General features: G+C 49.5%; 17 protein-coding genes and 4 pseudogenes. 16 read left to right on the forward strand and 5 right to left on the reverse strand.

Translation table 11 applies throughout. The features are described from left to right. The 3 genes from ABD76_RS29845 to ABD76_RS22400 all read left to right on the forward strand — a co-directional run. On the forward strand, positions 1-809 hold an 809-nt coding region (locus tag ABD76_RS29845; protein WP_242069738.1), incomplete at its 5' end, for an HNH/ENDO VII family nuclease. Between the two features lie 16 nt (positions 810-825). After that, entirely contained in the window at positions 826-1,404 is a 579-nt protein-coding gene (locus tag ABD76_RS22395; RefSeq protein ID WP_197259283.1) for a suppressor of fused domain protein, read from the forward strand. Between the two features lie 466 nt (positions 1,405-1,870). Beyond that, a complete protein-coding gene (locus tag ABD76_RS22400; protein ID WP_197259284.1) occupies positions 1,871-2,611 on the forward strand; it encodes a BlaI/MecI/CopY family transcriptional regulator in 741 nt (246 codons plus the stop codon). A gap of 465 nt (positions 2,612-3,076) precedes the next feature. Here the strand turns inward: ABD76_RS22400 and ABD76_RS22405 are convergent, their stop codons facing one another. Beyond that, positions 3,077-3,313 (reverse strand): helix-turn-helix domain-containing protein, encoded by a 237-nt coding sequence (locus tag ABD76_RS22405; RefSeq protein ID WP_197259285.1) that lies wholly within the window; start codon positions 3,311-3,313, stop codon positions 3,077-3,079. A gap of 154 nt (positions 3,314-3,467) precedes the next feature. Between ABD76_RS22405 and ABD76_RS22410 the strand changes: the two genes are divergently transcribed. The 4 genes and pseudogenes from ABD76_RS22410 (at position 3,468) to ABD76_RS22425 (ending at position 6,718) form a co-directional block, all read left to right on the forward strand. Beyond that, positions 3,468-4,244: a recombinase family protein gene (locus tag ABD76_RS22410; RefSeq protein WP_197259286.1), complete on the forward strand. Its 777-nt coding sequence runs from the start codon at positions 3,468-3,470 to the stop codon at positions 4,242-4,244. Between the two features lie 120 nt (positions 4,245-4,364). After that, positions 4,365-5,603: an IS110 family RNA-guided transposase gene (locus tag ABD76_RS22415; RefSeq protein WP_275100849.1), complete on the forward strand. Its 1,239-nt coding sequence runs from the start codon at positions 4,365-4,367 to the stop codon at positions 5,601-5,603. Between the two features lie 112 nt (positions 5,604-5,715). Next, positions 5,716-6,012, forward strand: a pseudogene (locus tag ABD76_RS22420) (NucA/NucB deoxyribonuclease domain-containing protein); the annotation flags it as partial. Between the two features lie 34 nt (positions 6,013-6,046). Next, positions 6,047-6,718, forward strand: a complete 672-nt coding sequence (locus tag ABD76_RS22425; protein ID WP_197259287.1) for a DUF2625 family protein — start codon at positions 6,047-6,049, stop codon at positions 6,716-6,718. 466 nt (positions 6,719-7,184) lie between these two features. On the opposite strand, the pseudogene ABD76_RS22430 reads toward ABD76_RS22425, so the two are convergent. Together ABD76_RS22430 and ABD76_RS31045 are read right to left on the reverse strand one after the other, a co-directional pair. After that, positions 7,185-7,542, reverse strand: a pseudogene (locus ABD76_RS22430) (ATP-binding protein); the annotation flags it as partial. A gap of 283 nt (positions 7,543-7,825) precedes the next feature. Next, positions 7,826-7,972, reverse strand: a pseudogene (locus ABD76_RS31045) (IS1380 family transposase); the annotation flags it as partial. A gap of 100 nt (positions 7,973-8,072) precedes the next feature. Here ABD76_RS31045 and ABD76_RS30510 point away from each other — a divergent pair. From ABD76_RS30510 to ABD76_RS22445, 3 genes are read left to right on the forward strand one after another with little or no spacing between them, the layout of a single operon-like run. Next, positions 8,073-8,594 (forward strand): FAD-binding oxidoreductase, encoded by a 522-nt coding sequence (locus ABD76_RS30510; protein WP_338125178.1) that lies wholly within the window; start codon positions 8,073-8,075, stop codon positions 8,592-8,594. Beyond that, a complete protein-coding gene (locus tag ABD76_RS22440; protein WP_197259289.1) occupies positions 8,594-10,360 on the forward strand; it encodes an ABC transporter ATP-binding protein in 1,767 nt (588 codons plus the stop codon). The genes ABD76_RS30510 and ABD76_RS22440 overlap by 1 nt, the downstream gene beginning before the upstream one ends. Continuing rightward, positions 10,357-12,099 carry an ATP-binding cassette domain-containing protein gene (locus ABD76_RS22445; protein ID WP_197259290.1) on the forward strand — a complete coding sequence of 581 codons (1,743 nt, stop codon included), beginning with the start codon at positions 10,357-10,359 and terminating at the stop codon, positions 12,097-12,099. Before ABD76_RS22440 ends, ABD76_RS22445 begins: the two co-directional genes overlap by 4 nt. A 20-nt stretch (positions 12,100-12,119) precedes the next feature. Here ABD76_RS22445 and ABD76_RS29865 read toward each other — a convergent pair. Next, a pseudogene (locus ABD76_RS29865) lies at positions 12,120-12,366 on the reverse strand (helix-turn-helix domain-containing protein); the annotation flags it as partial. Between the two features lie 111 nt (positions 12,367-12,477). Further along, positions 12,478-12,714 (reverse strand): hypothetical protein, encoded by a 237-nt coding sequence (locus ABD76_RS22450; protein ID WP_197259291.1) that lies wholly within the window; start codon positions 12,712-12,714, stop codon positions 12,478-12,480. Between the two features lie 155 nt (positions 12,715-12,869). Between ABD76_RS22450 and ABD76_RS22455 the strand changes: the two genes are divergently transcribed. The 6 genes from ABD76_RS22455 (at position 12,870) to ABD76_RS22480 (ending at position 21,282) form a co-directional block, all read left to right on the forward strand. Continuing rightward, the gene (locus ABD76_RS22455) at positions 12,870-14,531 is read left to right on the forward strand and encodes a type 2 periplasmic-binding domain-containing protein (RefSeq protein ID WP_197259292.1); all 1,662 of its coding nucleotides are present in this window, start codon (positions 12,870-12,872) and stop codon (positions 14,529-14,531) included. A gap of 124 nt (positions 14,532-14,655) precedes the next feature. Continuing rightward, positions 14,656-15,561, forward strand: a complete 906-nt coding sequence (locus ABD76_RS22460; RefSeq protein WP_197259293.1) for an ABC transporter permease — start codon at positions 14,656-14,658, stop codon at positions 15,559-15,561. A 21-nt stretch (positions 15,562-15,582) separates the two neighbouring features. Beyond that, complete coding sequence (locus tag ABD76_RS22465; protein WP_197259294.1) at positions 15,583-16,461, forward strand: carbohydrate ABC transporter permease; 879 nt, start codon at positions 15,583-15,585, stop codon at positions 16,459-16,461. 38 nt (positions 16,462-16,499) lie between these two features. Beyond that, a complete protein-coding gene (locus ABD76_RS22470) occupies positions 16,500-18,233 on the forward strand; it encodes a sensor histidine kinase (RefSeq protein WP_197259295.1) in 1,734 nt (577 codons plus the stop codon). Between the two features lie 14 nt (positions 18,234-18,247). Further along, the gene (locus ABD76_RS22475; protein ID WP_197259296.1) at positions 18,248-19,915 is read left to right on the forward strand and encodes a response regulator transcription factor; all 1,668 of its coding nucleotides are present in this window, start codon (positions 18,248-18,250) and stop codon (positions 19,913-19,915) included. Positions 19,916-19,998: 83 nt separating this feature from the next. Beyond that, positions 19,999-21,282, forward strand: a complete 1,284-nt coding sequence (locus tag ABD76_RS22480; RefSeq protein WP_197259297.1) for a Gfo/Idh/MocA family oxidoreductase — start codon at positions 19,999-20,001, stop codon at positions 21,280-21,282. The last annotated feature ends 677 nt before the right edge of the window (positions 21,283-21,959 follow it).

Raw genomic sequence — 21,959 nt, forward strand, 5'->3', positions numbered from 1 at the left:
ATGCCGCAGATGTCGGTGGAGAAGTTGTAAAAGGAGCAGGAACGGCCGTTTTAGAAGATTTGACGTTAGACTTCCCACCCCTAAAAAAGGAATATACTTCAAATCATCCGAAGGCGCGTAAAACAGGTGAATTGATCGGGCACCTCATCACAACTGTAGCCGGAGTATTAGAAATGGGTGGCGCTGTATTGGGAGGAGGCGCTGGTGTTACGTTATCAGGTACGGGAGTATTATCACCTGTAGGCGTAGCTGTTACTGCAAAATCCGTCGCTTTAGCAGGACATGGAGCAGGAGTAACGTATCAAGGTTTATCTAATACTGGTGAAACCCTCAATGAGCTTTATCAAATGTTTAAAAGCGGAGGGTCAAATAGTCCAACGCCGAAAAAGCCTTCCCCGCAGAAACCAAGCAAGCCCAATGGGAAGCCGCCTGAGGGTAAGGGGACGGGTGAAGGTGCACCACCAAATCCACCAAGAAAACTCACACTTGCAGAGAAAATCAAATATAGGAGACCTTCGAAGTTTCGTAAGGGCGTTCGAGACAAAGTTTGGGATAATGCCAAAGATAGTGATGGTAAAGTAAGAGACCCACTCACTAAAAAAGTAATGAACAAAGAAGAACCGTGGGATATGGGTCATAAACCGGGATACGAGTTTAGAAAACATCAAATTAGTGCGGCTGAGAGAGGAATTTCTAGGAAACAGTTTTTAGATGAACATAATAATCCTGACCATTATGTCCCCGAATTGCCAAGTTCAAATAGAAGTCATAAACTAGAGGATGACACGGATAGCTATTTAGGTCCATAAGAGAGGATGACGAGGGATGAGTGTAACGCCCGAAAAAAAACAAATTGCCAAATATATAGCTGATATATTTGGAGGCAAGGCTTCTGTGTTTAATTATGGGGATGATAATAACATAAGTAAGATAGCTATACTTCAGTCTGTTGACTCCCCTTGCGGTGGTGAAGTATCTTACTCAACTATCGGTTTATCAAGTTACGATATCGGATTAAGTGTTGAAGATAAGCCATTAAGAATTGAGTTTGTTGGTGCTAGTCCTGCTGAATATGAACAATTCGGCAATATTATTAGTACTTGTGCTTTTAATGTTATCAATTCCGATTATTCATGTTCACCGGGAACAATTTACCCTAACATTGTAAAAATGTATTACCCAGAATTAAACACAAAACATATTTTGTTCGTGAGTCCATTTTTATGGGATAAGGACCTTGAAACCCTACATTTTGAAGATAAAAAATTAGCTTGGTTACAGGCAATTCCAATTTCTGATACAGAGTTTGTATACGCCCAAAAACATGGGAGCGAAGCGTTAGAAGATTTATTGGAAGAGTCAGACGTTGACATTTTGGATTTGAATAGACCTTCCGTTATTTGATTGTAGTTACATGACAAAACGGAGGGCTACCCACTAACGAATGAACCTCTTTACCTCATGATAACCAACATTACCTTTGTTCTACCTGTAGGAAGTTTTCACGAATTGAGATGTACGCACAGAATAGCTGAAAAAGTATACCCTATTTAACGCCATAGCGTTACGTTGAACAGGTCGATTATGGTCAGATACCACCATGATTGACCTGTTTTTTGTTATCTTCGTTTTCTTGCGTTTTTTTTCAGATATGACTGCAACTATGTACGTACATAGGACGATTGATAGTGTGGGAAAGGACATAATCGGTCATATAGACATCCTATCGCAACTAATCAGTATGGTGTCCCGACTATGAATAGTGTAAGGGTCAAAATCAATCTGGTAACGTGCCAGTTTATATATAGAGTAGGTCATTTGATAAAGGCTAGCCGCCCACTCAACCACAAATTCGAGGGGGAAAGCGGTAATGGACATGAAATTAACGAATTGGGAAGAATTACAATCTAGCTTGTTTAGAAGTACCTGTGCTGAACAAACGGGTGAAGAACCCACGCATCTCTATGAAGTCAATACCACGTTTTACGCCAAAGTTCCGCAAGAAATCCGCCGATGCTTTTTCTTGGATGGCAACGCGGTTAACGTACTCCTAGAACTCGTATCATGGGGGATGTTGGACAGAGGGCGTAAACGGCAAATAACCGAGTGGTTTGCTGTTAATCAGCAAGTCATGGCTCTCCATCTAGGACTTAGCGAAAATACTGTCTGCTCCAAGCTAAAGGAGTTGCAGAAGAAAGACTTTATTGAGGTACAAAGGCGTGGGCGGAGGAACTCCTATCGTCTTAATACAACGCTGAACCCCTATGTCGTGCTCTCAGAAGCTGTTCACGCTTTCCTGAAGCATGTCTATACCAAATCCAACTACGATGCGGTGCTAGAGCAAATGGAGGACAGGGACAAGGTGAAGTATAAAGACAAGCAGGACTTGTTTCGCGAAGCTGTCGTGACGGTTGTATTACCAACGGTAAAGAACAAGGACTTCTATCAGCCATACGTGAGCAGAATACAGGCGGATATACGAAATGCAACGACGAATGAGTCAGGTATGCTGTCATTGGTCGAGTATCATGGCATTGTATTGGATTTGTGCCGCGAACTTAGTGAAAAAATAGAGCGGCAATTAAGGGTATTGAATGGAGATGTCTTGTAAAGCCCCACCATTCTATCACGAGAATTGCCACAAAAAATTGAGGTTAACAATCCAAAAATCTTGGGTTGAGGGATTGCCACTCCAAAATATTTGGTTTAAGAATCGTTCTCAATCCAAGAAATTTGGTTTGTATATATAATAAATACTCTTATCTCTTTTGTATCCATACCTGTAAAGAAAATATAGAAGGAATATCCTTGACTGCACGTACTCCTGCGGAGTACGGCGGCTTTTTAACCAAAACATGCTCATAAAGGAGCAAGACTTTACGAAAAGACATTGAAAAGAGATTCCGCCGCCGCTCCTCCTTGCCCTGTCGGGCGGCACTCTCTACTGGGCGTTATCAGAACGCATAGAAGGCTTATACAGGCGTTTTAATAGGGAAGATGACGGGGGGATTGGCTAGTCGCATGTATAGGTTGGCTCTATGAGCCTGTCAGACGCACTAGAAACGACTGTAATGAATCAACCTTTGTCTTTAATGTCGGTATCTTCATCATCGTCTACCGAAACAATGAGTTGGTCAACGGTAATATTCAATGCTTCGCAGATTTGCTCCAAAGTACGAATGTAAACTCTGTCCACGTTATCAGAGCAAAGATGGTTGATGGTAGGATGGCGTATTCCCATCATCCTAGCAAGTTCTCTTTGTGAGATACCTTTCTCGGCAAGGATTTCCTTTAAACGTAATCTGATTTTCATAATTGTTCCCCCGAACTAAATATCATGACACTAATATAGCATGGACTTTGCTGAAATGCATTGACTGGTAGTCTTAACAGTACTATTATGGTGTTGTGGTAGTCATAAGCGTAACGGTAATCAGAATTTCTGTAACGGTGGGGGAGGAAACAGCATGAACGTCATCGGTTACGTGAGAGTATCAACACAAGGACAAGCAAAAGATGGCTACAGTTTAGCGTATCAACAAGACGAAATCCGCTCCTATTGTCAGGAGCAAGGATGGAACTTGATGAACATATATGTTGACGAAGGTATCAGTGGGGCAAAGGTAAACGAAGATGCTCTTGAGGTGGACAGAATGGGCTTTCAGAGCATGTTAGCCGCTCTAGCCAGTAAAACCATTGATGCAGTTGTCGTCCTCCATACAAGCCGTCTCTGGCGGTCTGACATCGTGAAAGTTCTGGTTCACAGAGAGTTCAAGAAGTACGGGGTGGACGTTCGGAGCATTGAACAGCCCACCTACAGCATTTACAAGAAAGACCCGAATGACTTCCTGATAAATGGCTTGATGGAATTGCTAGACGCTTACCAACGTCTTGAAATCGCCATGAAGTTAAGTCGAGGAAGAAGCAAGAAAGCCCAACAGGGCGGCTATGCAGGAGGAAGGGCAACTTTCGGATACAAAGCAAAGAAAGGTCAGAAGTGTATCCATGTAGACGAGAGACAAGCCCAGACCGTTCGCAGAGTATTTGAAATAAAGGAACAGTATCCCACATGGTCATTGACCCAGATAGCCGAAACACTGAACCACGAAGGTTATACAACTGGGCAAGGCAAATTGTTTACCAAAGTGCAAGTGAAACGAATCTTGGACAAACGTGATTTTTATAGCGGCACATATCGCTATGGAGATATACAAGCAGATGGCTTGCATGAAGCCATCCTGTGACAGGAAGTGAATGGAGAGGCTTGCGTCCCATTGCGAACCGTAAGGTTAACGCTCGAACTGAGGTTGCCCCCATTTTACTCCTATTCATCAAAGAATCCTTACACAGGGGTGATTTCTTTTATGCACTACAAGCAAAAACACATCTATGTCGGGCTTGACTTGCACAAAGCCCATCACACAGCCGTTATCATCGACTGTTGGAATACGAAACTGGATGAAATCCAAATCGACAACAAACCAAGTAGTTTCGATGACCTGATGAAGGCGGTCAAGAAGCATTGCAAAAAAGGAATGACTCCTGTCTATGGATTGGAAGACACGGGCGGCAACGGCAGAGCATTAGCTGTTCACCTTGTCGAAAAGAAGCAAATTGTCAAGGAAGTAAACTCTGCCCTCTCCTACAATGAGCGTAAGAGTTATGCTACTACTCAAAAGAGCGACAGTTGGGATGCGTATTGCATCGCCAAAGTATTGCTTGCAAGGTTAGATGAACTGCCAGACGCAAATCCGCAGGACATTTACTGGACAATCGGACAACTGGTGGCAAGACGCAACGCATTGGTCAAACATGCCAGTTCACTCAAAAACCAACTGCACCAACAGTTAAGCTATCACTATCCGTCTTACAAGAAGTTCTTCTGTGATATAGACGGGAAAGCGGCTCTTGCCTTCTGGGAGAAGTATCCTGCTCCCCATCACTTGGAGTCGGTGGGGGCTGATGAACTGGCAACCTATCTACGCAAGGCAAGCCATAACACCTGCTCTACCCGTAAAGCAGAAGAAATCTTGGAACTGGTAAAGAAGGACGGGGAGACGAAGCGAAAATTTCAAACGTCCAGAGACTTTATTATTGTCAATATGGTGCAGGACATGAAGCGAAGCAGAGAACTGATTAAGCAGACGGAAGAACAGCTTCGTCAGGTCTTGTCTGAGACCGACTACAAGCTAGAGTCAATGGATGGAATCAGCACCGTTACAGCGACGGAACTGATTGCCGAAATCGGAGATATTCGCCGCTTCTCTAATGCTGACAAACTAGCCCGTTTTGCAGGCATTGCACCTGTTCGCTTTAGTTCGGGTGGCAAAGGCAAAGACCAAGCAAGCGGACAAGGAAATCGGGTATTGAACGCTATCTTCCACAATCTAGCCGTTCAACAAATCCAAGTAGCGAAAGGCGACAATAAGAAGCAACGGAATCCTATCTTCTATGACTACTATCATCGGAAGCTAGCAGAAGGCAAGACAAAGAAGCAAGCCCTGATATGCGTTATGAGAAGGCTTGTAAACATCATCTACAGCATGATGAAGCACAAGACGGAATACAGGGCGGCTACTCTAATAGAGCGACAAGCAAGTTGATATAATGGTGGTAATTGGAAACCCGATTGCCGCCTTCTTTATTCCCAAGTTTAAGATTACAACTTAGGGGACGGGTAAAGTTGACTGTCCTGAATGTACGATTTCCAGAAGCAAGTATCCCGAAACAGCACAGCATATTGAGGATGCTATAAAAAATGGTCATCCTGACATTTTAACGATTAAACGTGACGGTGCAAAAGCTAACAGAAAAGAATCACTCAAGGGGCATAAAAAAGTTTCGGGCAAGGATCTTGATGAATATCCACCAGCAATGTTTAAAGAGGGTGGCAAAGGAGCGAGTGTTCGCCCTATTTCACCGTCTGATAATAGGGGGGCAGGCTCATCAATGGGACATCAGTTAAGACAGTACCCTGATGGAACGAAAATAAAGATAAAGATTGACGATTGATCTATGTTATTATATATGGGGTGAGGTGATTTCTGTGAAATCTCTAGACGAGCTAATTATACAACCTGAATCTACATGGTTAATGGTACAGGAATGGGTTTCTAAAGCTACGAATAACGTTGAAATTCTTGCCGCAAATAAGCAAGAAGCTAGCAATGTATTATATCAGTTACAAGTCACTACTAAATCTGTCTTGGGAGCTGTTTCATACTATACTGGTGGTATTCTAGTTGAGCATGGTTGGTTACGTTTTTTAGGCTCTGGTAGTGTCAGACTACCTAGAAGTCTGAATAGTTGGAATGAGGTAGATTCCAATGGGAAAAGTTCAAGAATGCCATCATCATTACTAATCGCAGACGATGTGGTTGGCGGTTTTTTTGCAATGAATGGCGGGGCTTTTGGGGGTAGGTACGGCGAAATATTTTATCTCGCTCCTGACACCTTAGAATGGGAGAGTCTAGATATGCAGTATTCGGATTTTCTGAACTGGGCTTTTCTCGGAGATGTAAGGAAATTCTATGAATCTTTCCGCTGGGACACTTGGGTAGAAGAAGTTAAAGGCTTGGATGGTGATAAGGGTGTCTTAATTTATCCATATCTGTGGGCAGAAGGAGACGCTCTATCCAACCGAAAAAGGGCGATTGTTCCAATTGAAGAGTTATGGAACGTCAACATGGTGAATAGAGACAAATTGGGAATCCAGTAATAATTCTAACCTTGAGTGGCCTATGCCTTTCAAGGTTTCTTTCTTGTTATCGGAATACACAACATACACCACGCACCGTCCATTAAGCGATCGGGAGATAACGAATCCAAGCAAATTCTAGGTATACTTACACCGTTAAGATTACACCTAATCGGAATATCATCTAAATAGTGTGACGAGGTGCGGAAATCTATATGAGTTGAACCATTGGACTTCCATAACAGAAGTTTTTTACCTATCGCTGTCGAATTTAGAAAGAATCTAAATGAGGCGGTGATTGGGATGGATAACAAGGAAGCGCTGGCAACGATTGAAGAAGGAATGAGAGCGACGAAGGAGCGCCGTATGTACGAGTGACTTCAAACGGTGCGTTTACGATTAATGGGCATGTCTGTACTGTTTTTTGCAAGTGAAAAATGCTCAATTTTGCAGCCAAAAGTGCCAAGGCACTTGCCAACCTCAAAGCTTACAACGGGATTCGTTCCATAGCTTGTTTGAAACGGAAGCTCTCGCCTGTAAACGAGTGAATGTGTGCATGGTGCACCAAGCGGTCGACCAGCGCAGATGTAAGCTTGGTATCCCCAAAGATGGAGGTCCACTGGCCGAATTCCAAGTTAGACGTCACAATAACACTTTGCCTTTCATAGCAATCCGCAATTACATTAAACAATAGTTCCGCCCCCGTCTGGCTAAAGGGAACATATCCGACTTCATCCAGGATGAGTAGGTCTACCTTTCAGTTTCTCCCGGAACCGGCTCACCGTGCCTGCCGCGAACTTCTCCTGCAGAATTGCGACCAGGTCGGAAGCCCGGTAGAATTGCAAAGATTTTTTTAAATCCAGAAAATAGAAAAGTAGTTGTATATCCTGAATCCGTGAAAGGGTTACGATTAAGAGAACCAGCACTATCAGCTGTAACGAAAGGCGCAGAAAGCAGAGGTGATGACTCGATTCACTTGAAAAAGACATCACGAAACAAAGCTTCCCTTGTGCAAAGCTTGAACGGAAACATAGGTTCGCAATCTATTATCCCGACAAGGTCCCGTAAATGCGCTGGAATGTCTGAAACCATGGACTATGTCTTCCGAAGCGGGGCGTCCGGTTCTTAAATGGAAATTTGTCCAATGACCCGCAGCAGATTAGAAGCAACCAGGCCTGCACACAGCACCAGATCGTTCGTGGCAAACTTGCCGAAAGGCAATCACTCCAAATTTAAATCCGTCTTGAGTTCGCTGTGAAACTGCTTGCTTTTCCCCGTCGATCCAGGAGCCGATGCGACACTGGGCGGATAGCGGACACCAATGCAAGCGGCACCAATGCGGTCAGCTATGGTGTGATGCGGGATTCCTGAACAGATCAACACAGCACGGGCTGTGTTTGGAACGGTAGAAACGGCGGCCCAAGCGGCGCTCGAGTTGCTCAACATGGGGCTTCGCGTGGCACGGGTGGAACTGGTGGATGAACGTACCGTCGGAGCGGTCAACCGTTTCAAAGAGACGGCGTTCATCCAAGCGCCGACGTTGTTTGTGGAGTTTAGCGGTGCAAAACAAAACCTGACTGATGATCTGGAAGCGGAGCAACTGGATGGGGCGATCTTGGGTCATGTCGGCGATGGGAATTTTCATGCTGTACTTGTCGTGGACCCTGACGACCCGCAAGATGTGGGCCGGGCGAAACGGGTCTATCACGAGATTGTCATGCACGCGCTCACGCACGGCGGCACATGTACTGGTGAGCATGGGATTGGACTTGGCAAACGGGAGTACCTGCAAGCCGAGTGTGGGAATGCCGTCATGTTTATGCAACAAATCAAGAAAATAGCCGATCCGACCAACATTCTCAACCCAGGCAAGATTTTTCTAACTGAAGGGAAGTGATGGAGAGCATAGATAACATAAAGAAAATTCCGCTGAAAGAGTACTGGAATCTGCTTTCCCATTACTTCAAACCGATGTTGGGGAAATTCATCCTTTTGGCCGTTATCCTGATGGTGGGCATTACGCTCCAACTTGTCAATCCGTTTGTTTTGCGTTATTTCATCGACACCGCGATGGCGGGAGGGGAGGAGGGAAAACTTTACAAATCCGCTATTCTGTTTATCGGCATTGCCTTGGCGCATCAGGGGCTCGGCGTTCTTGTGACCTATTATGGGGAAACGGTGGGCTGGAGCGCTACGAATGCGTTGCGCTCCAGACTCGTTGAGCAATATTTGAGCTTGGATATGTCGCATCATAAAAAATTTACATCAGGTGAGATGATCGAGCGGATTGACGGAGACGTGAATACGCTACAAAATTTCTTTTCCCATTTTGTCGTGATATTGGTTGGTAATTTAGTATTGCTGGTGGGTGTGCTGGTCTTGCTGTACAGGGAAGATTGGCGTATTGGCTTGGCGATGACGATGTTCGTGTTCTTTGCTTTGTTTGCCATTGAGCGGATTCGCTCGTTCGCTGTGCCCTATTGGCAGAAAGTGCGGAAAATCAACGGAAATTTCTTCGGATTTCTCAGTGAGCGGCTCACGAGGACGGAAGACATTCGTTCCAATGGCGGTGTACAGGATGTGATGCGTCGCTTCTATGATTATCTGAAAGACTGGTTGCCGGTTCTAAAGCAGGCCCAACTGCGTGGTTACATGATGTGGATGACCACAATCCTCGTCTTCACCATCGGCAACGCGGTGGCTTTTGGCATGGGGGCGTACTTGCTGGGTATCGGGACGATCACACTTGGTACGGTGTTTCTAATTTTCCAATTTACCGAACTATTGGTCAATCCGATTGAGAAAATCCGCAACCAAATGGAAGACTTGCAAAAGGCCGACGCCAGTATAAAACGGGTAGGTGAACTGCTCAGTCTCCAACCCCAGATTCAAAGCGGCACAGGCGCGAAGCTTTCGGACGGTGCGCTGTCAGTTTCGTTTGAAAAAGTCTCGTTTGGTTATGAGGAAAACCTAAATGTGCTGGAAAATATTCAATTTCACTTGGAGGAGAAAAAAGTACTGGGTCTCTTAGGGCGTACGGGCAGTGGCAAGTCAACGATTGCACGGTTGTTGCTTCGCTTCTATGACCCGACACAGGGTGCGATCGAACTGGGTGGCGTGGACATTCGTGAGACGGACTTGCGCGAATTGCGAAAACAGGTGGGCATCGTCACACAGGATGTACAGTTATTCCAAGCCAGCCTGCGTGACAATCTGACCATTTTTGAAAAATCGATCTCCGACGGGCGGATTCTCGCCGTCATTCGGGAGTTAGGGTTGAACCACTGGTATGAATCTTTGCCCAACGGTCTGGATACACAATTGCTTGGCGATGGGGTTGGGCTGTCGGCTGGGCAAGCACAATTGCTGGCACTGACGCGGGTCTTTTTGTCTGACCCGGGGTTGGTGATTCTGGATGAAGCATCTTCCCGTCTTGATCCGGCGAGTGAGCTCATGATCGAGAATGCGATGACCAAATTGCTGGAAAACCGAACAGCAATCATCATCGCCCACCGCTTGGTCACGGTCGAGCGCGTAGATGAGATCATGGGGTTGGAAGACGGTCACATCGTCGAATACGGCGAACGTCACCAATTGGCAAATGACCATTCTTCGCGCTTCTATCGCTTGCTGAACACCGGGTCAAAGGAGATATTGGTATGAAAACCTATCAATTTATTTGGAGCATGATCTGTTATCGACCATGGTTATATCTCCTCAACGGTTTCGTGTGGATTCTCATTCATTTGTCCCCGTTGCTTCCAGGACTGATTACAAGGGAGTTTTTCGACACGCTGACAGGGAAGTCTGTTCCTTTGTTTGGCGTCTGGGGATTGATCGCGTTACTGTTGGCGGTGGCACTTGGACGTATCGTGCTGATCTTTAGCGGTGCGTTGACCGATATGGTTCATCGTTTCATGATGAGCGCACTGATCCGCCGAAACCTTCTCGAACACCTGTTGAAAAGATCAAACGGGACTCGGAACTTCGGCGACCTGATCATCCAATTTCGCGAGGATGCAGATCAGGCGGAAAACTCGATCAGTTGGACGTTGGACGTCCTCGGCAAATTTTTATTTGCCACGGTTTCGTTTGTGGTCTTGATGTCGATCAACTCGACGATCACCTTGCTGGTCTTTGTGCCGCTGGTTTTCGTTGTGGCGATTGCCAACTTGGCGGGACAGCGTCTGGGGGAATATCGCAATGAGAGTCGCCAAGCGTCATCCCGCGTCGCCGGTGCGATTGGTGAAATGGTCGAGACCACACAAGCTATACAAATTGCAGGCGGCGAGAAGCGGATCATCGAAAATCTTGACCATCTCAACGAACAACGCCGCAAACTGATGGTCAAAGACCGGGTGTTGACCCAAGGATTGAACTCGATCTTCAGCAATACGGTGAGCATCGGGACAGGGTTGATTCTGATCCTGTCGGCAGGCGTGATGCGGGATGGGGTATTTACGATTGGTGATTTTGCGCTGTTTGTGTACTATCTAACATTTATTACTGATTTTACACAATTTTTCGGTCAGTTCTTGGCGCACTACAGGCAGACCGGCGTGTCTTTTGCGCGGATGGCGAAGTTGTTTACCCCTTTGTATGAAGCGCAGTTGGTCAAGCATGGGTCGTTATATCTCAAGGAAGCAACACCGACTTTTGAGTCGCATCCGACATCGGCTGCCAAGTTTGAGCGACTGGATGTATCCGGGCTGACCTATCGCTTCCCCGAGTCGGGCCAAGGTATTGAAAATGTGAACCTGTCACTGCAACGTGGGAGTTTCACCGTTATCACGGGGCGAATCGGTTCTGGCAAAACGACATTGTTGCGCACGTTGCTTGGTCATTTGCCGCAACAAGCGGGCACCGTTCGCTGGAATGGACAAGTGGTGGATGACCCGGTGTCCTTCTTCGTTCCTGAACACACTGCGTACACGCCGCAAGTCCCACACCTGTTTAGCATGTCGATCCGCGAGAACATCTTGCTCGGTCGATCGGAGTGTTCTGTTGATTTGCCAAAAGCGATCCATGCGGCCGTATTGGAAAAAGACCTTGCCGATTTGGAAGCGGGATTGGACACGGAAATTGGTCCGCGGGGCGTGAAGTTGTCGGGTGGTCAAATCCAGCGCGTGGCGGTGGCACGGATGTTTGCAAGGGAAGCGGATCTATTTATTTTGGACGACATATCCAGCGCACTCGACGTTGAGACTGAACAACTATTGTGGGAACGGATGAACGAGTTGCGCGATGCCACCTATCTGGTGACTTCGCACCGCAAGGAATGCCTGTTGCGTGCCGACCAGATCATCGTGCTCAAGGACGGCAATGTGGAAGCCCAAGGCTCGCTGTCCGAGTTGCTCGAAACCAGTGACGAGATGCAACGGCTATGGAGTGAAACGAGATGATGGAATCCATAAAGGTATTGCATCACCCGACAGAAGCTGGATTCGGAGGCGATGTATGTCCCTTCGTCGGCCAGCGCAGGCACGATCTGGCTTGGCGGCAGGCTCCTGTACTGCCTGTTGAAGAACTTCCAGCACCTGCTGCTCTTCAGCTTCACTTAGCTTGTTGGCAGGCGCCCTCCGCTTGGCGTGAGGACGCCCGTCAACGGTGCCGCCTTGCTTGCGCCAGCGTTGCAACGTTCGCTGTGTCAGTCCAAGCTCTCTGCAAGCAACTGCTTCTCCTGCACAACTATTCTGACAGAGGGGGATGTCTAGGAGTTGCCCCTACTCCTCAGACCAGAAAAAACTGTATACTCAACACAATAGTCACGATACCTGAGATTAATCCCACACTCCACGAAATTGAATTATGAGTAATTCGTTATCACTTGGTTCATCGAGGATGCCTGTGAAAGTGAACGCATCGGGTTTTTTGATAGCAAGCAAGCCCAGTGCAATTAGAGCAGCACCGATGAACTCAAAGACGATACCCGTTGTAACCATTGGATCACCTCTTTGTAGATTGATACGAACGATATGGGGTTTTGTTCCATTTATCCGGTAATCATCTCTTCTCAACCGTGTGTTCCCCCGGGAACCACGGTTTTTTCGCGCTCCGCAACAGTTGTATACGGAAGTAAACACCGGTATATAGCCCGTGGCTGAAAGCGCTACCTATAATGGAGATAGAAAGAAGACAAATCACAATGCCATTCAAAATGGGAGGGTCAGACGTGAAGAGAGTGCGGAAATTCGGATTGATTCTTACGCTCATCTTGAGTCTCGTGGTAACGGCCTGCAGCAGCCAGCCGGCGGAATCGCAGCAGCCGGCAGACAAGCCGGCAGATACGCCTGCAGGTTCGTCGGAAGAGACTGTCTTGGAAATATCGACGGTTCGTGCGCAAGATCCGTATTTGAAGTTTGACGAAGGGGAAAATTTCGACAAGAACGCCGTGTATGATGCGTATGAAAAAGACGTTGGCGTCCGCATTAAGAACCAGTGGGTTGTGGACGGCGTCGTGAACGGCCCTCAATTCCAGGAGAAGCTGAAGATGGCGATCGCCACCAATGATATTCCTGATTTCTTCCCGGCTACTCCGGCACAGGTGCAGCAGTTGATCGAGGCGGATATGATTATGGACCTGACCGAGGTCTATGACCAATATGCGACCGACGAGACGAAGGAGTTCATGCTGAAGGACGGCGGCCTGCAGATGAAGTCGGGCACGTTTGACGGCAAGCTGATGGCTATCCCGCAGACGGGCAACCCGTTCGCGCCGCAGCTCCTGTGGGTGCGTTCCGATTGGCTGAAGAAGCTGAACCTGCCGGAGCCGAAGACGATGCAGGATCTGATGACGATTATGGAAGCCTTCGCGACGAAGGATCCGGGCGGCACGGGGAAATCCTACGGCCTGGCGCTGAACAAGAAGTTCGATGAAGGCGCGCTCGGGCTGGTCGGCTTCCTGAATGGATATCATGCTTATTTCAATCAATGGATTGAAGACGGCCAAGGCGGCTTGGTGAACAGTGACATTCAGCCGGAAATGAAGGAAGCGCTGCGCGCGCTTCAAGAGATGTTCAAGAAAGGCTTGATCGACCCGGAATTCGCAGTGAAGGATATGCAGAAAGCGTCCGAACTGATTTTCAGCGACAAAATTGGCGTGCTGTACGGCGCGGAGTGGACGCCGGCCCATCTGGCCCAGGCTGCCGTGAAGGACGGCAAGGTGGTCCAGGAATGGAGCGTATACCGTCTGCCTTCCATTGACGGCACGGAAGCGTCCACGCAGATCGAGCTGGGAACGGAGAGCTATTATGTCGTGTCCAAGAACGCCAAGCATCCGGAAGCGCTGATCAAGCTGCTGAACCAATGGATCGCGGTTGACAATCATCCGACGCCGGAGCAGAAGGTGTATGAGTACGGCAAGGATCTGAAGGAAAAAGGCAATAACTACTGGCTCCTCAACCCGGTCATGGCATTCAACCTGACGAGCGATAACGGGGAAGTGCTGCCGAAGGCGATTGAGACGAAGGATGAGACTCTGCCGAAGACGAAGGACCAGAAGACGCGCTTCGAACGGGCGATGAAATACGTGAATGGCGAAGATATCAGCATGTGGTGGGAATACCTTATCTCCGGACCGAACGGAGCGGTATCGAATATCCCTTACTTGAAGGAGCACAATCTGTTCCATCAGAACAAGTTCTGGGGCGCGCCGACACCGACGATGGTGGAGAAGCGGGAGATTTTGAACCGCAAACGCGATGAAATCTTCATGAAAATCATTATGAACCAAGTCTCCATCGATGAATTCGACAAGTTTGTCGCTGACTGGAAGAAGCTGGGCGGAGACGACATTACGAAGGAAGTCAACGAATGGTATGCCAAAAATAAGTAATCGGTTATGAACGGCAGCCGTGAAGCAAGATTTTCATGAGTATGGCCTAGTTAACGTGGTGTGCGGGGAATCGGAATGCTTCGATTCCCCCCTTTTTCTAATTACTCCAAGCAGGTGATGCATAATGAATCAATGGTCTCGTATGTGGAAGCGAGAATGGCCGCTGCATATCATGCTCATTCCCGGGCTCATCTTCGTCATCATATTCAGCTACATTCCGATGGCCGGCATTTTGATGGCATTTCAAAAGTATATCCCGACCAAGGGGCTGTTCGGCTCTCCGTTCGTCGGGTGGAAGAACTTCCAGTTCCTCCTCGATTATCCGGACATCGGCCGAATCGTCTTCAACACCTTGTATATTGCAACGATGAAAATTATCGCGGGTCTGATCGTCCCGATTACGATCGCCATCTTGCTGAATGAGCTGCGCAAGGAATGGGTCAAGCGGGCATTCCAGACCATGGTTTATCTGCCCCACTTCTTATCGTGGGTGCTTCTGAGCGGCATTGTCATTGACGTCCTGTCTCCATCTACAGGCATATTGAATCAATTGCTGGGGTTGTTCGGCGTGAAGCCGATATTTTTCCTCGGAGACAATAGCTGGTTCCCTTACGTCATGGTCATTACGGATGTGTGGAAGGAGTTCGGCTTCGGCACCATCATCTATCTGGCCGCGCTCACCAACATTAATCCGGCGCTGTATGAAGCCGCGGAGATTGACGGCGCAGGCCGCTGGAAGCAGACCTTGTACGTCACCTTGCCGGGGATGATGCCGATTATCGTGCTGATGCTGACGCTCAATATCGGCAACGTGCTCAATGCGGGCTTCGATCAGATCTTCAACCTGTACAGTCCGCAGGTCTATGAGAGCGGGGATATCATCGATACCTTTGTCTATCGGATGGGGATCGAGCAGGCGCAGTACGGATTCGCCACGGCGGTTGGATTGCTGAAGTCGGTCGTATCGTTCATTTTGATTTCCGTATCCTATGTCCTGGCCTACCGCTTCGCCAATTATCGCATTTTCTAGCAAAGGAGAACGGTCATACTTATGAAAAAGTCATTCGGCAGACGACTGTTTCTGGGCTGCAACTTCGTATTTCTGGCGGTGCTGTCGCTTCTATGTCTTATGCCCATCATTCATATTCTCGCGATTTCATTCAGCTCGGGCAATGCGGCCTCCGCGGGCAAAGTCCTGCTCTGGCCGGTAGAGTTCACGCCGGCGGCGTATCAGAACGTGTTCGGCAAGCCGGAATATTTGCGCGCCTTCTGGATTACGATTCAGCGCGTCGTATTGGGCACCTCGCTCAGCATGTTTTTGACGATTTTAACGGCCTATCCGTTATCGAAGGAAACAAGTCAATTCCGGATGCGTACCATTTATGTATGGGTCTTCGTCTTTACGATTCTGTTCAACGGCGGCTTGATTCCGTGGTATATGACCGTCAAGGCGGTCGGGCTCATCGATACGATCTGGGCTTTGGTGCTGCCGGGCGCGATTCAAGTGTTCAACATCATTTTGCTGCTTAATTTCTACCGCAATCTGCCGAAGGAATTGGAGGAATCGTCGAAGATTGACGGGGCGGGCCATTTTACGACCTTGTGGAAAATTTATGCGCCGCTCTCTCTGCCGGCGCTCGCCACGACGGGCCTGTTCACCATCGTCTGGCATTGGAACAGCTGGTTCGACGGAATGATCCTGATGAACCATCCGGACAAATATCCGCTGCAGACCTTTTTGCAGTCGATTATTATCAAGATGGATCTTCGCTTCCTGAAGTCCCAGGACATCGAGCTGATGCAGAAGCTGTCCGACCGGACGAGCAAAGCCGCGCAAATCTTTGTCGCCGCTTTTCCTATCCTGGCGATTTATCCGTTCCTGCAGCGGTTCTTCATTAAAGGAATTGTAATGGGGAGTGTCAAAGAATAATAGTTCAACCCGAACAACTCTCTTCTGGGGGAACGCGCATGAAGCTATTATTCCGATTAAAAGACTCCTCGATTTTTATGAAAATGATGGGCGTGTTCCTGATTGTGCTGCTCCCCCTCATGATGATTACGTGGTTCATCAATGAGCGGGGAGCGGACAGCATTCAGACCGAAATCTCGCATTCGACCTTGAACACGACCAGCTTCTACCTCGATTCGCTGGATAAAGAGGTTCAGCGTATCGTGCAGTATTTGCCCAACTATGTGATGGACAATGATCTGATGGAACTGGCGGCGCTCGGCGCCGATCTGACGTATTATGAGCGCGCGCACAGCATCACGCTCATTCAGAAGCGGCTCGACCTGATGAAGAACTCGAGCCCGTTCATTCGCGAAGCGAAGGCGTATGTGCCCAAGCTCGGGCGCACGCTGCTCAGCGTGCAGTACGAGACGGGGATGAGCCAGGAGGAATATGCCGCGATGCAGCATAGCGGGCCGTTCTACGACGACCCGTTCATCTACTGGAACGATCGCTTGTTCCTGACGATGCAGTATCCAACCAATACGTTCAAGGATCCGCTATATGTCGTTGGCGTAGAACTGTCTACGCGCAAGATCAAGGAGGCATTGGAACAAATTACCGGTTCATTGGGCGGCGAGAGCATGCTGATGAACATGGAGCGGGGCTGGGTGATTCGGAGCAATGACCATTCTCCGCTTCAGGAGCTGGAACTTACGAATTTCGTGCGCGACAAGCAGCTTGCGGGAAGGAAGCAAGGCTATGAGATGGTCGAGTTCGGAAGCGAACGCTATCTTACCGTATTCAAGTACTCGGACGTATGGAAATCCTATTCCGTAACCTGCATCCCGGAATCCGCCGTCCTGGGGCCGATTCAGACGTATAAGCAGTGGTTCTTGTGGGCGTGCGGTCTTGCGGTTGTCGTGGGAACGTTTTTTTCGTATTCGCTGATGAAGCTGATGTACCGCCCGTTGATGAGATTGATTCATGGCTTCAAGCGGGTGCAGAAGCTGGAGCTGGTGCCGGTTCCGATAGAACGCAGACGCGACGAATTCGGTTATCTGTACCAGGCCTTCAACGATACCGTTCATTCGCTCAAGACGCTGATCGAGCAAAATTATGAACAGCAGATACGCAACCAGCGATCCGAGCTAAAGCGGCTGCAATCGCAGATTAATCCGCATTTTCTGTACAACTGCTTCTTCGTGCTGTGCCGGCTCATCAAGTCCGAGCATAAGGAGAAGGCCTATCAATTCTGTCTCTACATCGGCGAATATTTTCAATTTATTACCCGGGACGATGAGGATGTCATTCCGCTGGAGATGGAAGTAAAGCATTCGCGGACTTACGTGGAGATGCAGACAATCTGTTACGGCGATCGCATCCGGGTCCGCTTCGATGTCGAGACGCCGCCGCTGCGGGTTCCCCGGCTGGTGCTGCAGCCGATTATCGAGAATGCCTACAAGCATGGCATCGGGGGCATGGCGGGACCGGGCGAGCTGTGGGTGCACAGCGAGGTGCGGGCCGACGGAATTACCATCGGCGTGGAAGACAACAGCAACAATCTGGATGATGACAGACTGGAGCAATTGCGCGCCCGGTTGGCGCATTCGGCAGACCGTATGGAGGAGACGACGGGGCTTATCAACGTGCATCGGCGGATACAGCTTCACTATGGTGCGGAATACGGGCTGGAAGTGTCGCGCTCTGCGCTTGGCGGACTCAAAGTACTTATATATCTTGGCGTAGAATAAAGGAGGAATCGGCTATGCGTCGACTGCTCATCGTAGACGATCTGCCCATCATTGTTGACGGGCTGCTGGAATTGTTCCAGACCACGAAGCATCTGGAGCTGGAAGTGATGAAAGCGTATTCAGGGGAAGAGGCGCTTCAGATCATGCGCAGCCATCGGGTGGATATCGTCATATCCGACATCAAAATGCCGGGACTGGAAGGCATCGAGCTGCTGCAGATCATTCAGACGGATTGGCCGTCCTGCAAAGTCATTTTTCTTACGGGCTACAATGATTTCCATTATATCCGGAGCGCCATGGCGTATGGCGGCTTCGATTATATATTGAAGGTCGAGAGCGACGACAAAATCATCAGCTCGGTCGAGCGCGCGATGGCGAAGCTGGACGAAGAAGGGGACCAGCTCCGGATGCTGGAGCGGGCCAATGAACGGGCGCGCCAGGCGCTGCCGCTGCTGCAGAAGGAGTATATATGGGAGCTGCTGCAGGGCAAGCAGGAGGGAGCGGCCGAGCGGGCGCTCCATTTGCGGGAGCTGGGAATACCGCTGCAGGCGGAACGGCCGATCCTGCTGCTGCTGGGGCGGGTGGACACGTGGAAGGACACGTTCACGCCGCTGGACAAGGCGCTGCTGCTGTACGGCGTGCAGAACATTGCCGAAGAGTACGCGGCGTCGCAGATGCAATGCTACTCGTGCGTCTGCGATAATTCCCGCATCGTGTGGCTGCTGCAGCCTCGGGAGACAGGTCCCTCCGAGCCGGCGGCGTGGCAGAAGGGGTACTCCCATATCAGCGCCATGCTCGAGAACATTCAGCAGACATGCCAGCGCTTGCTGCGCGTATCGGTCTCCTTCGCCCTGAGCAGCGAGCCGACGAATTGGGCCATGATCTCGGAACGCTTCCATATGCTGAAATATTGCTTCGTCTACGGGCTGGGCCTGTCTCCCGCCGTGATTGTAACGGACTCGGATCTGCTCAAGCTGCAGGAAGGCGAAGAAGAGGCGAGCGACTACTGCCACCATACCCGGCTGCAGCTGCTCCTGCAATGTCTGGAGAACAATCACCGGGAAGAGTTCAATAATCTGTATCTTCACCTGACCACGGTCTGGACGGATGACTCGCATGCCTACGGTCGCAAGATGGAGCTGTATCATTCCCTCGCCTCCATTTTCCTGTCGTGCATGGATCAGAACGAGCCGTTCCGCCAGGAGGTGCACGCGAAGCTGGACGCGACGCTTCTGTACCAGAAGGATGAAGCCGTGTCCTGGCCGGATGTGAAGCAGTATTTCTGGAATCTGGCCGACTGCTTTTTCACGCGCCAGGCAGCCCAAGGAGGGCAGGTGCCCGCCGATCTGGTCAAGAAGGTGCACCGCTTTATCGAGGAGCATTTGTCTCGTGATATTTCGCTTATCGCCATCGCGGATCATGTCGGGCTCAATCCGTCTTACTTCTCGCGCCTGTATAAGCAGTTGACGGGAATCGGCCTGTCCGACTACATCAATGAGTACCGGAATTTGAAAGCGAAGGAGTGGCTGCTGAACAGCCCGATGAAGGTCAATGAAATTGCCGCGGCGCTTGGCTACAATTCAGCGCTGGCGTTTATCCGCTTTTTCAAAAAGCAGAATCAGACGACCCCGCAGGAATATCGGCTTCAGCGACAGGCCAGGGAGGTCAAGAAGAGTATATGAATGTATCGAAAAGTCTCTTTCGGCTCCTCGTCCGGTGACGTACGATCAGGGCACAGCAATCACCATGACGAGGAGGAACCCTTGTGAAGACAGTAACTGCCGTATTGCTTGGAGCCGGAAGCAGAGGACGGTATATTTACGGCCCTTATGCGGAGAAGCATCCGGATGAATTGAAAATCGTGGCGGTCGCGGAGCCGAATGAGGAGCGGCGGCAGCGCATAGCGGAAATTCACGGCATCGCGCCGGAATATGTATATCGTTCATGGGATCAGGCCTTCGAGAAGGGCCGCATCGCGGATGTCATGATTATTAGCACGCTGGATCGGCTGCACTATGTGCCGGCGATGAAGGCGCTTGAATTGGGCTATCATATCCTGCTGGAGAAGCCGATGTCGCCCGTGGCCGAAGAGTGCATCCGCATCGAGCAGGCCGCCCTCGCTCACCGCCGGGTGCTGACGGTCAGCCATGTGCTGCGGTATTCGCCGTTCTGGTCCGGCATCAAGCGCTGCATCGAGGCGGGAGAGGTCGGCACGATCGCGACGATCCAGCATTCGGAATATGTCGGCTACCGCCATATGACGCACAGCTACGTGCGGGGCAACTGGCGGAACTCGGACGAATCGAGTCCGATGGTTCTCGCCAAATCATGCCATGATCTCGACATTATCTCCTGGCTGATGGATGAGCCCTGCGTCAGCGTCAGCTCTTACGGATCCTTGATGCATTTCCGGGAGGAGCATGCGCCGGCAGGCTCTACCGCCCGCTGCACGGACGGCTGCCAGGTGGAACGGAGCTGCCCCTTCTCGGCGCTCAAGCTGTACAACCAGCCGCCGGAGCACCCGTGGGCGCGCTACATTACGCATGATCTGTCGCCCGAAGGCATCATGACCGCCTTGAAGGAAGGCCCGTTCGGGCGCTGCGTCTACCGCTGCGACAATAATGTGGTCGATCACCAGATCGTCAACATGGAATTCGCGAACGGGGCCAACGCCAACTTCACGCTGTCGGCCTTCGCGGAGCAAGAGGTCCGGAGCGTGCGCATCATGGGGACGAAGGGCGAGATTATCGGCAATATGGAGGATGGAACGTATACGCTGAAGCGATTTGCCACCGGCGAGCGGGTAGAGTTCCACTGCGGCGTCTCCGGCGACGGCCATGGCGGCGGGGACGAGCGGATGGTCGCCGATTTCCTCCATCTGGTGCGCGAGCACCGGGAGGAAGCCATGTCGTCGGCCTTGACCTCGGCGACAGCTTCCTTGCAGAGCCACTTAATCGCCTTTGCCGCGGAGGAATCCCGTCTCCAGGGAGGCATGCCCGTCAAGCTCGCGGATATGATCGACCGGGTTGCGGTGGAAGCCCGCGTGTAGATATGACGGGCTTCAGCCCCAGAGCGGCTTCTATGATGAAAACTTAGGCAGAGAGATAGAAAGCCGGGGTCCGAGGCCCCGGCTTCTGCATGTTTATGTCGCTTCGGGATGTCTCCTAGCCCCTCAACAGTTAAATCCTGCATAAATGAAGCAATTTTTTCTTTTTTATCTACTATTTGATGGTTTTCCTGCGAAAGTACATTATTTTTAGTGATTTCTGCTTTCGAACTAGTGTATAGGCTGAAAATGGTGCAGTTTTGCAGGAATTCCTTTAGCAGAGTAAACGTCATAGAGGAAAACTGCATTTTTACCACTAGCGTTGCATCGAGCGGTTAGTTCATAATCTAATTTCAATTAACATCTATATATGATATATATTTACATCTGCAATGTCCGCGCTAAGTCTAAAAAAGTCGAGCTGGAAATAGACCCTGCGCGTTATCCATTATATGTAAAATCATTTTTCGTTTGTCATTACCTCACAATCAGTTTCGGTTTCATCGACTTCGTTGCCTTTTTCGGACGTCTCCCATTTCGCTTTGGTCGTCCCCTAGATGTTCGGGTCGGCTTGCGGTTGAGTGCAGCGATCAAATTTTCCCATGGTTTTTCCGCATAGATGCGAATCAACTGAAGGAGATCCCATGTCGACTTATTACAGTCCAATGTTAGTTTAATTA

The organism is Paenibacillus dendritiformis (genome assembly GCF_015845845.1).
GTDB classification, from domain to species: domain Bacteria; phylum Bacillota; class Bacilli; order Paenibacillales; family Paenibacillaceae; genus Paenibacillus_B; species Paenibacillus_B dendritiformis_C.

What these genes read in the sequence shown, in the direction of transcription:
- ABD76_RS22445 (WP_197259290.1), top strand. Translation starts at nt 10,357, where the DNA reads ATGAAAACCTATCAATTTATTTGGAGCATGATCTGTTATCGACCATGG.
- ABD76_RS22415 (WP_275100849.1), top strand. Translation starts at nt 4,365, where the DNA reads ATGCACTACAAGCAAAAACACATCTATGTCGGGCTTGACTTGCACAAA.
- ABD76_RS22460 (WP_197259293.1), top strand. Translation starts at nt 14,656, where the DNA reads ATGAATCAATGGTCTCGTATGTGGAAGCGAGAATGGCCGCTGCATATC.
- ABD76_RS22465 (WP_197259294.1), top strand. Translation starts at nt 15,583, where the DNA reads ATGAAAAAGTCATTCGGCAGACGACTGTTTCTGGGCTGCAACTTCGTA.
- ABD76_RS22410 (WP_197259286.1), top strand. Translation starts at nt 3,468, where the DNA reads ATGAACGTCATCGGTTACGTGAGAGTATCAACACAAGGACAAGCAAAA.
- ABD76_RS22440 (WP_197259289.1), top strand. Translation starts at nt 8,594, where the DNA reads ATGGAGAGCATAGATAACATAAAGAAAATTCCGCTGAAAGAGTACTGG.
- ABD76_RS22470 (WP_197259295.1), top strand. Translation starts at nt 16,500, where the DNA reads ATGAAGCTATTATTCCGATTAAAAGACTCCTCGATTTTTATGAAAATG.
- ABD76_RS22475 (WP_197259296.1), top strand. Translation starts at nt 18,248, where the DNA reads ATGCGTCGACTGCTCATCGTAGACGATCTGCCCATCATTGTTGACGGG.
- ABD76_RS22405 (WP_197259285.1), bottom strand. Translation starts at nt 3,313, where the DNA reads ATGAAAATCAGATTACGTTTAAAGGAAATCCTTGCCGAGAAAGGTATC.
- ABD76_RS22395 (WP_197259283.1), top strand. Translation starts at nt 826, where the DNA reads ATGAGTGTAACGCCCGAAAAAAAACAAATTGCCAAATATATAGCTGAT.
- ABD76_RS22400 (WP_197259284.1), top strand. Translation starts at nt 1,871, where the DNA reads ATGGACATGAAATTAACGAATTGGGAAGAATTACAATCTAGCTTGTTT.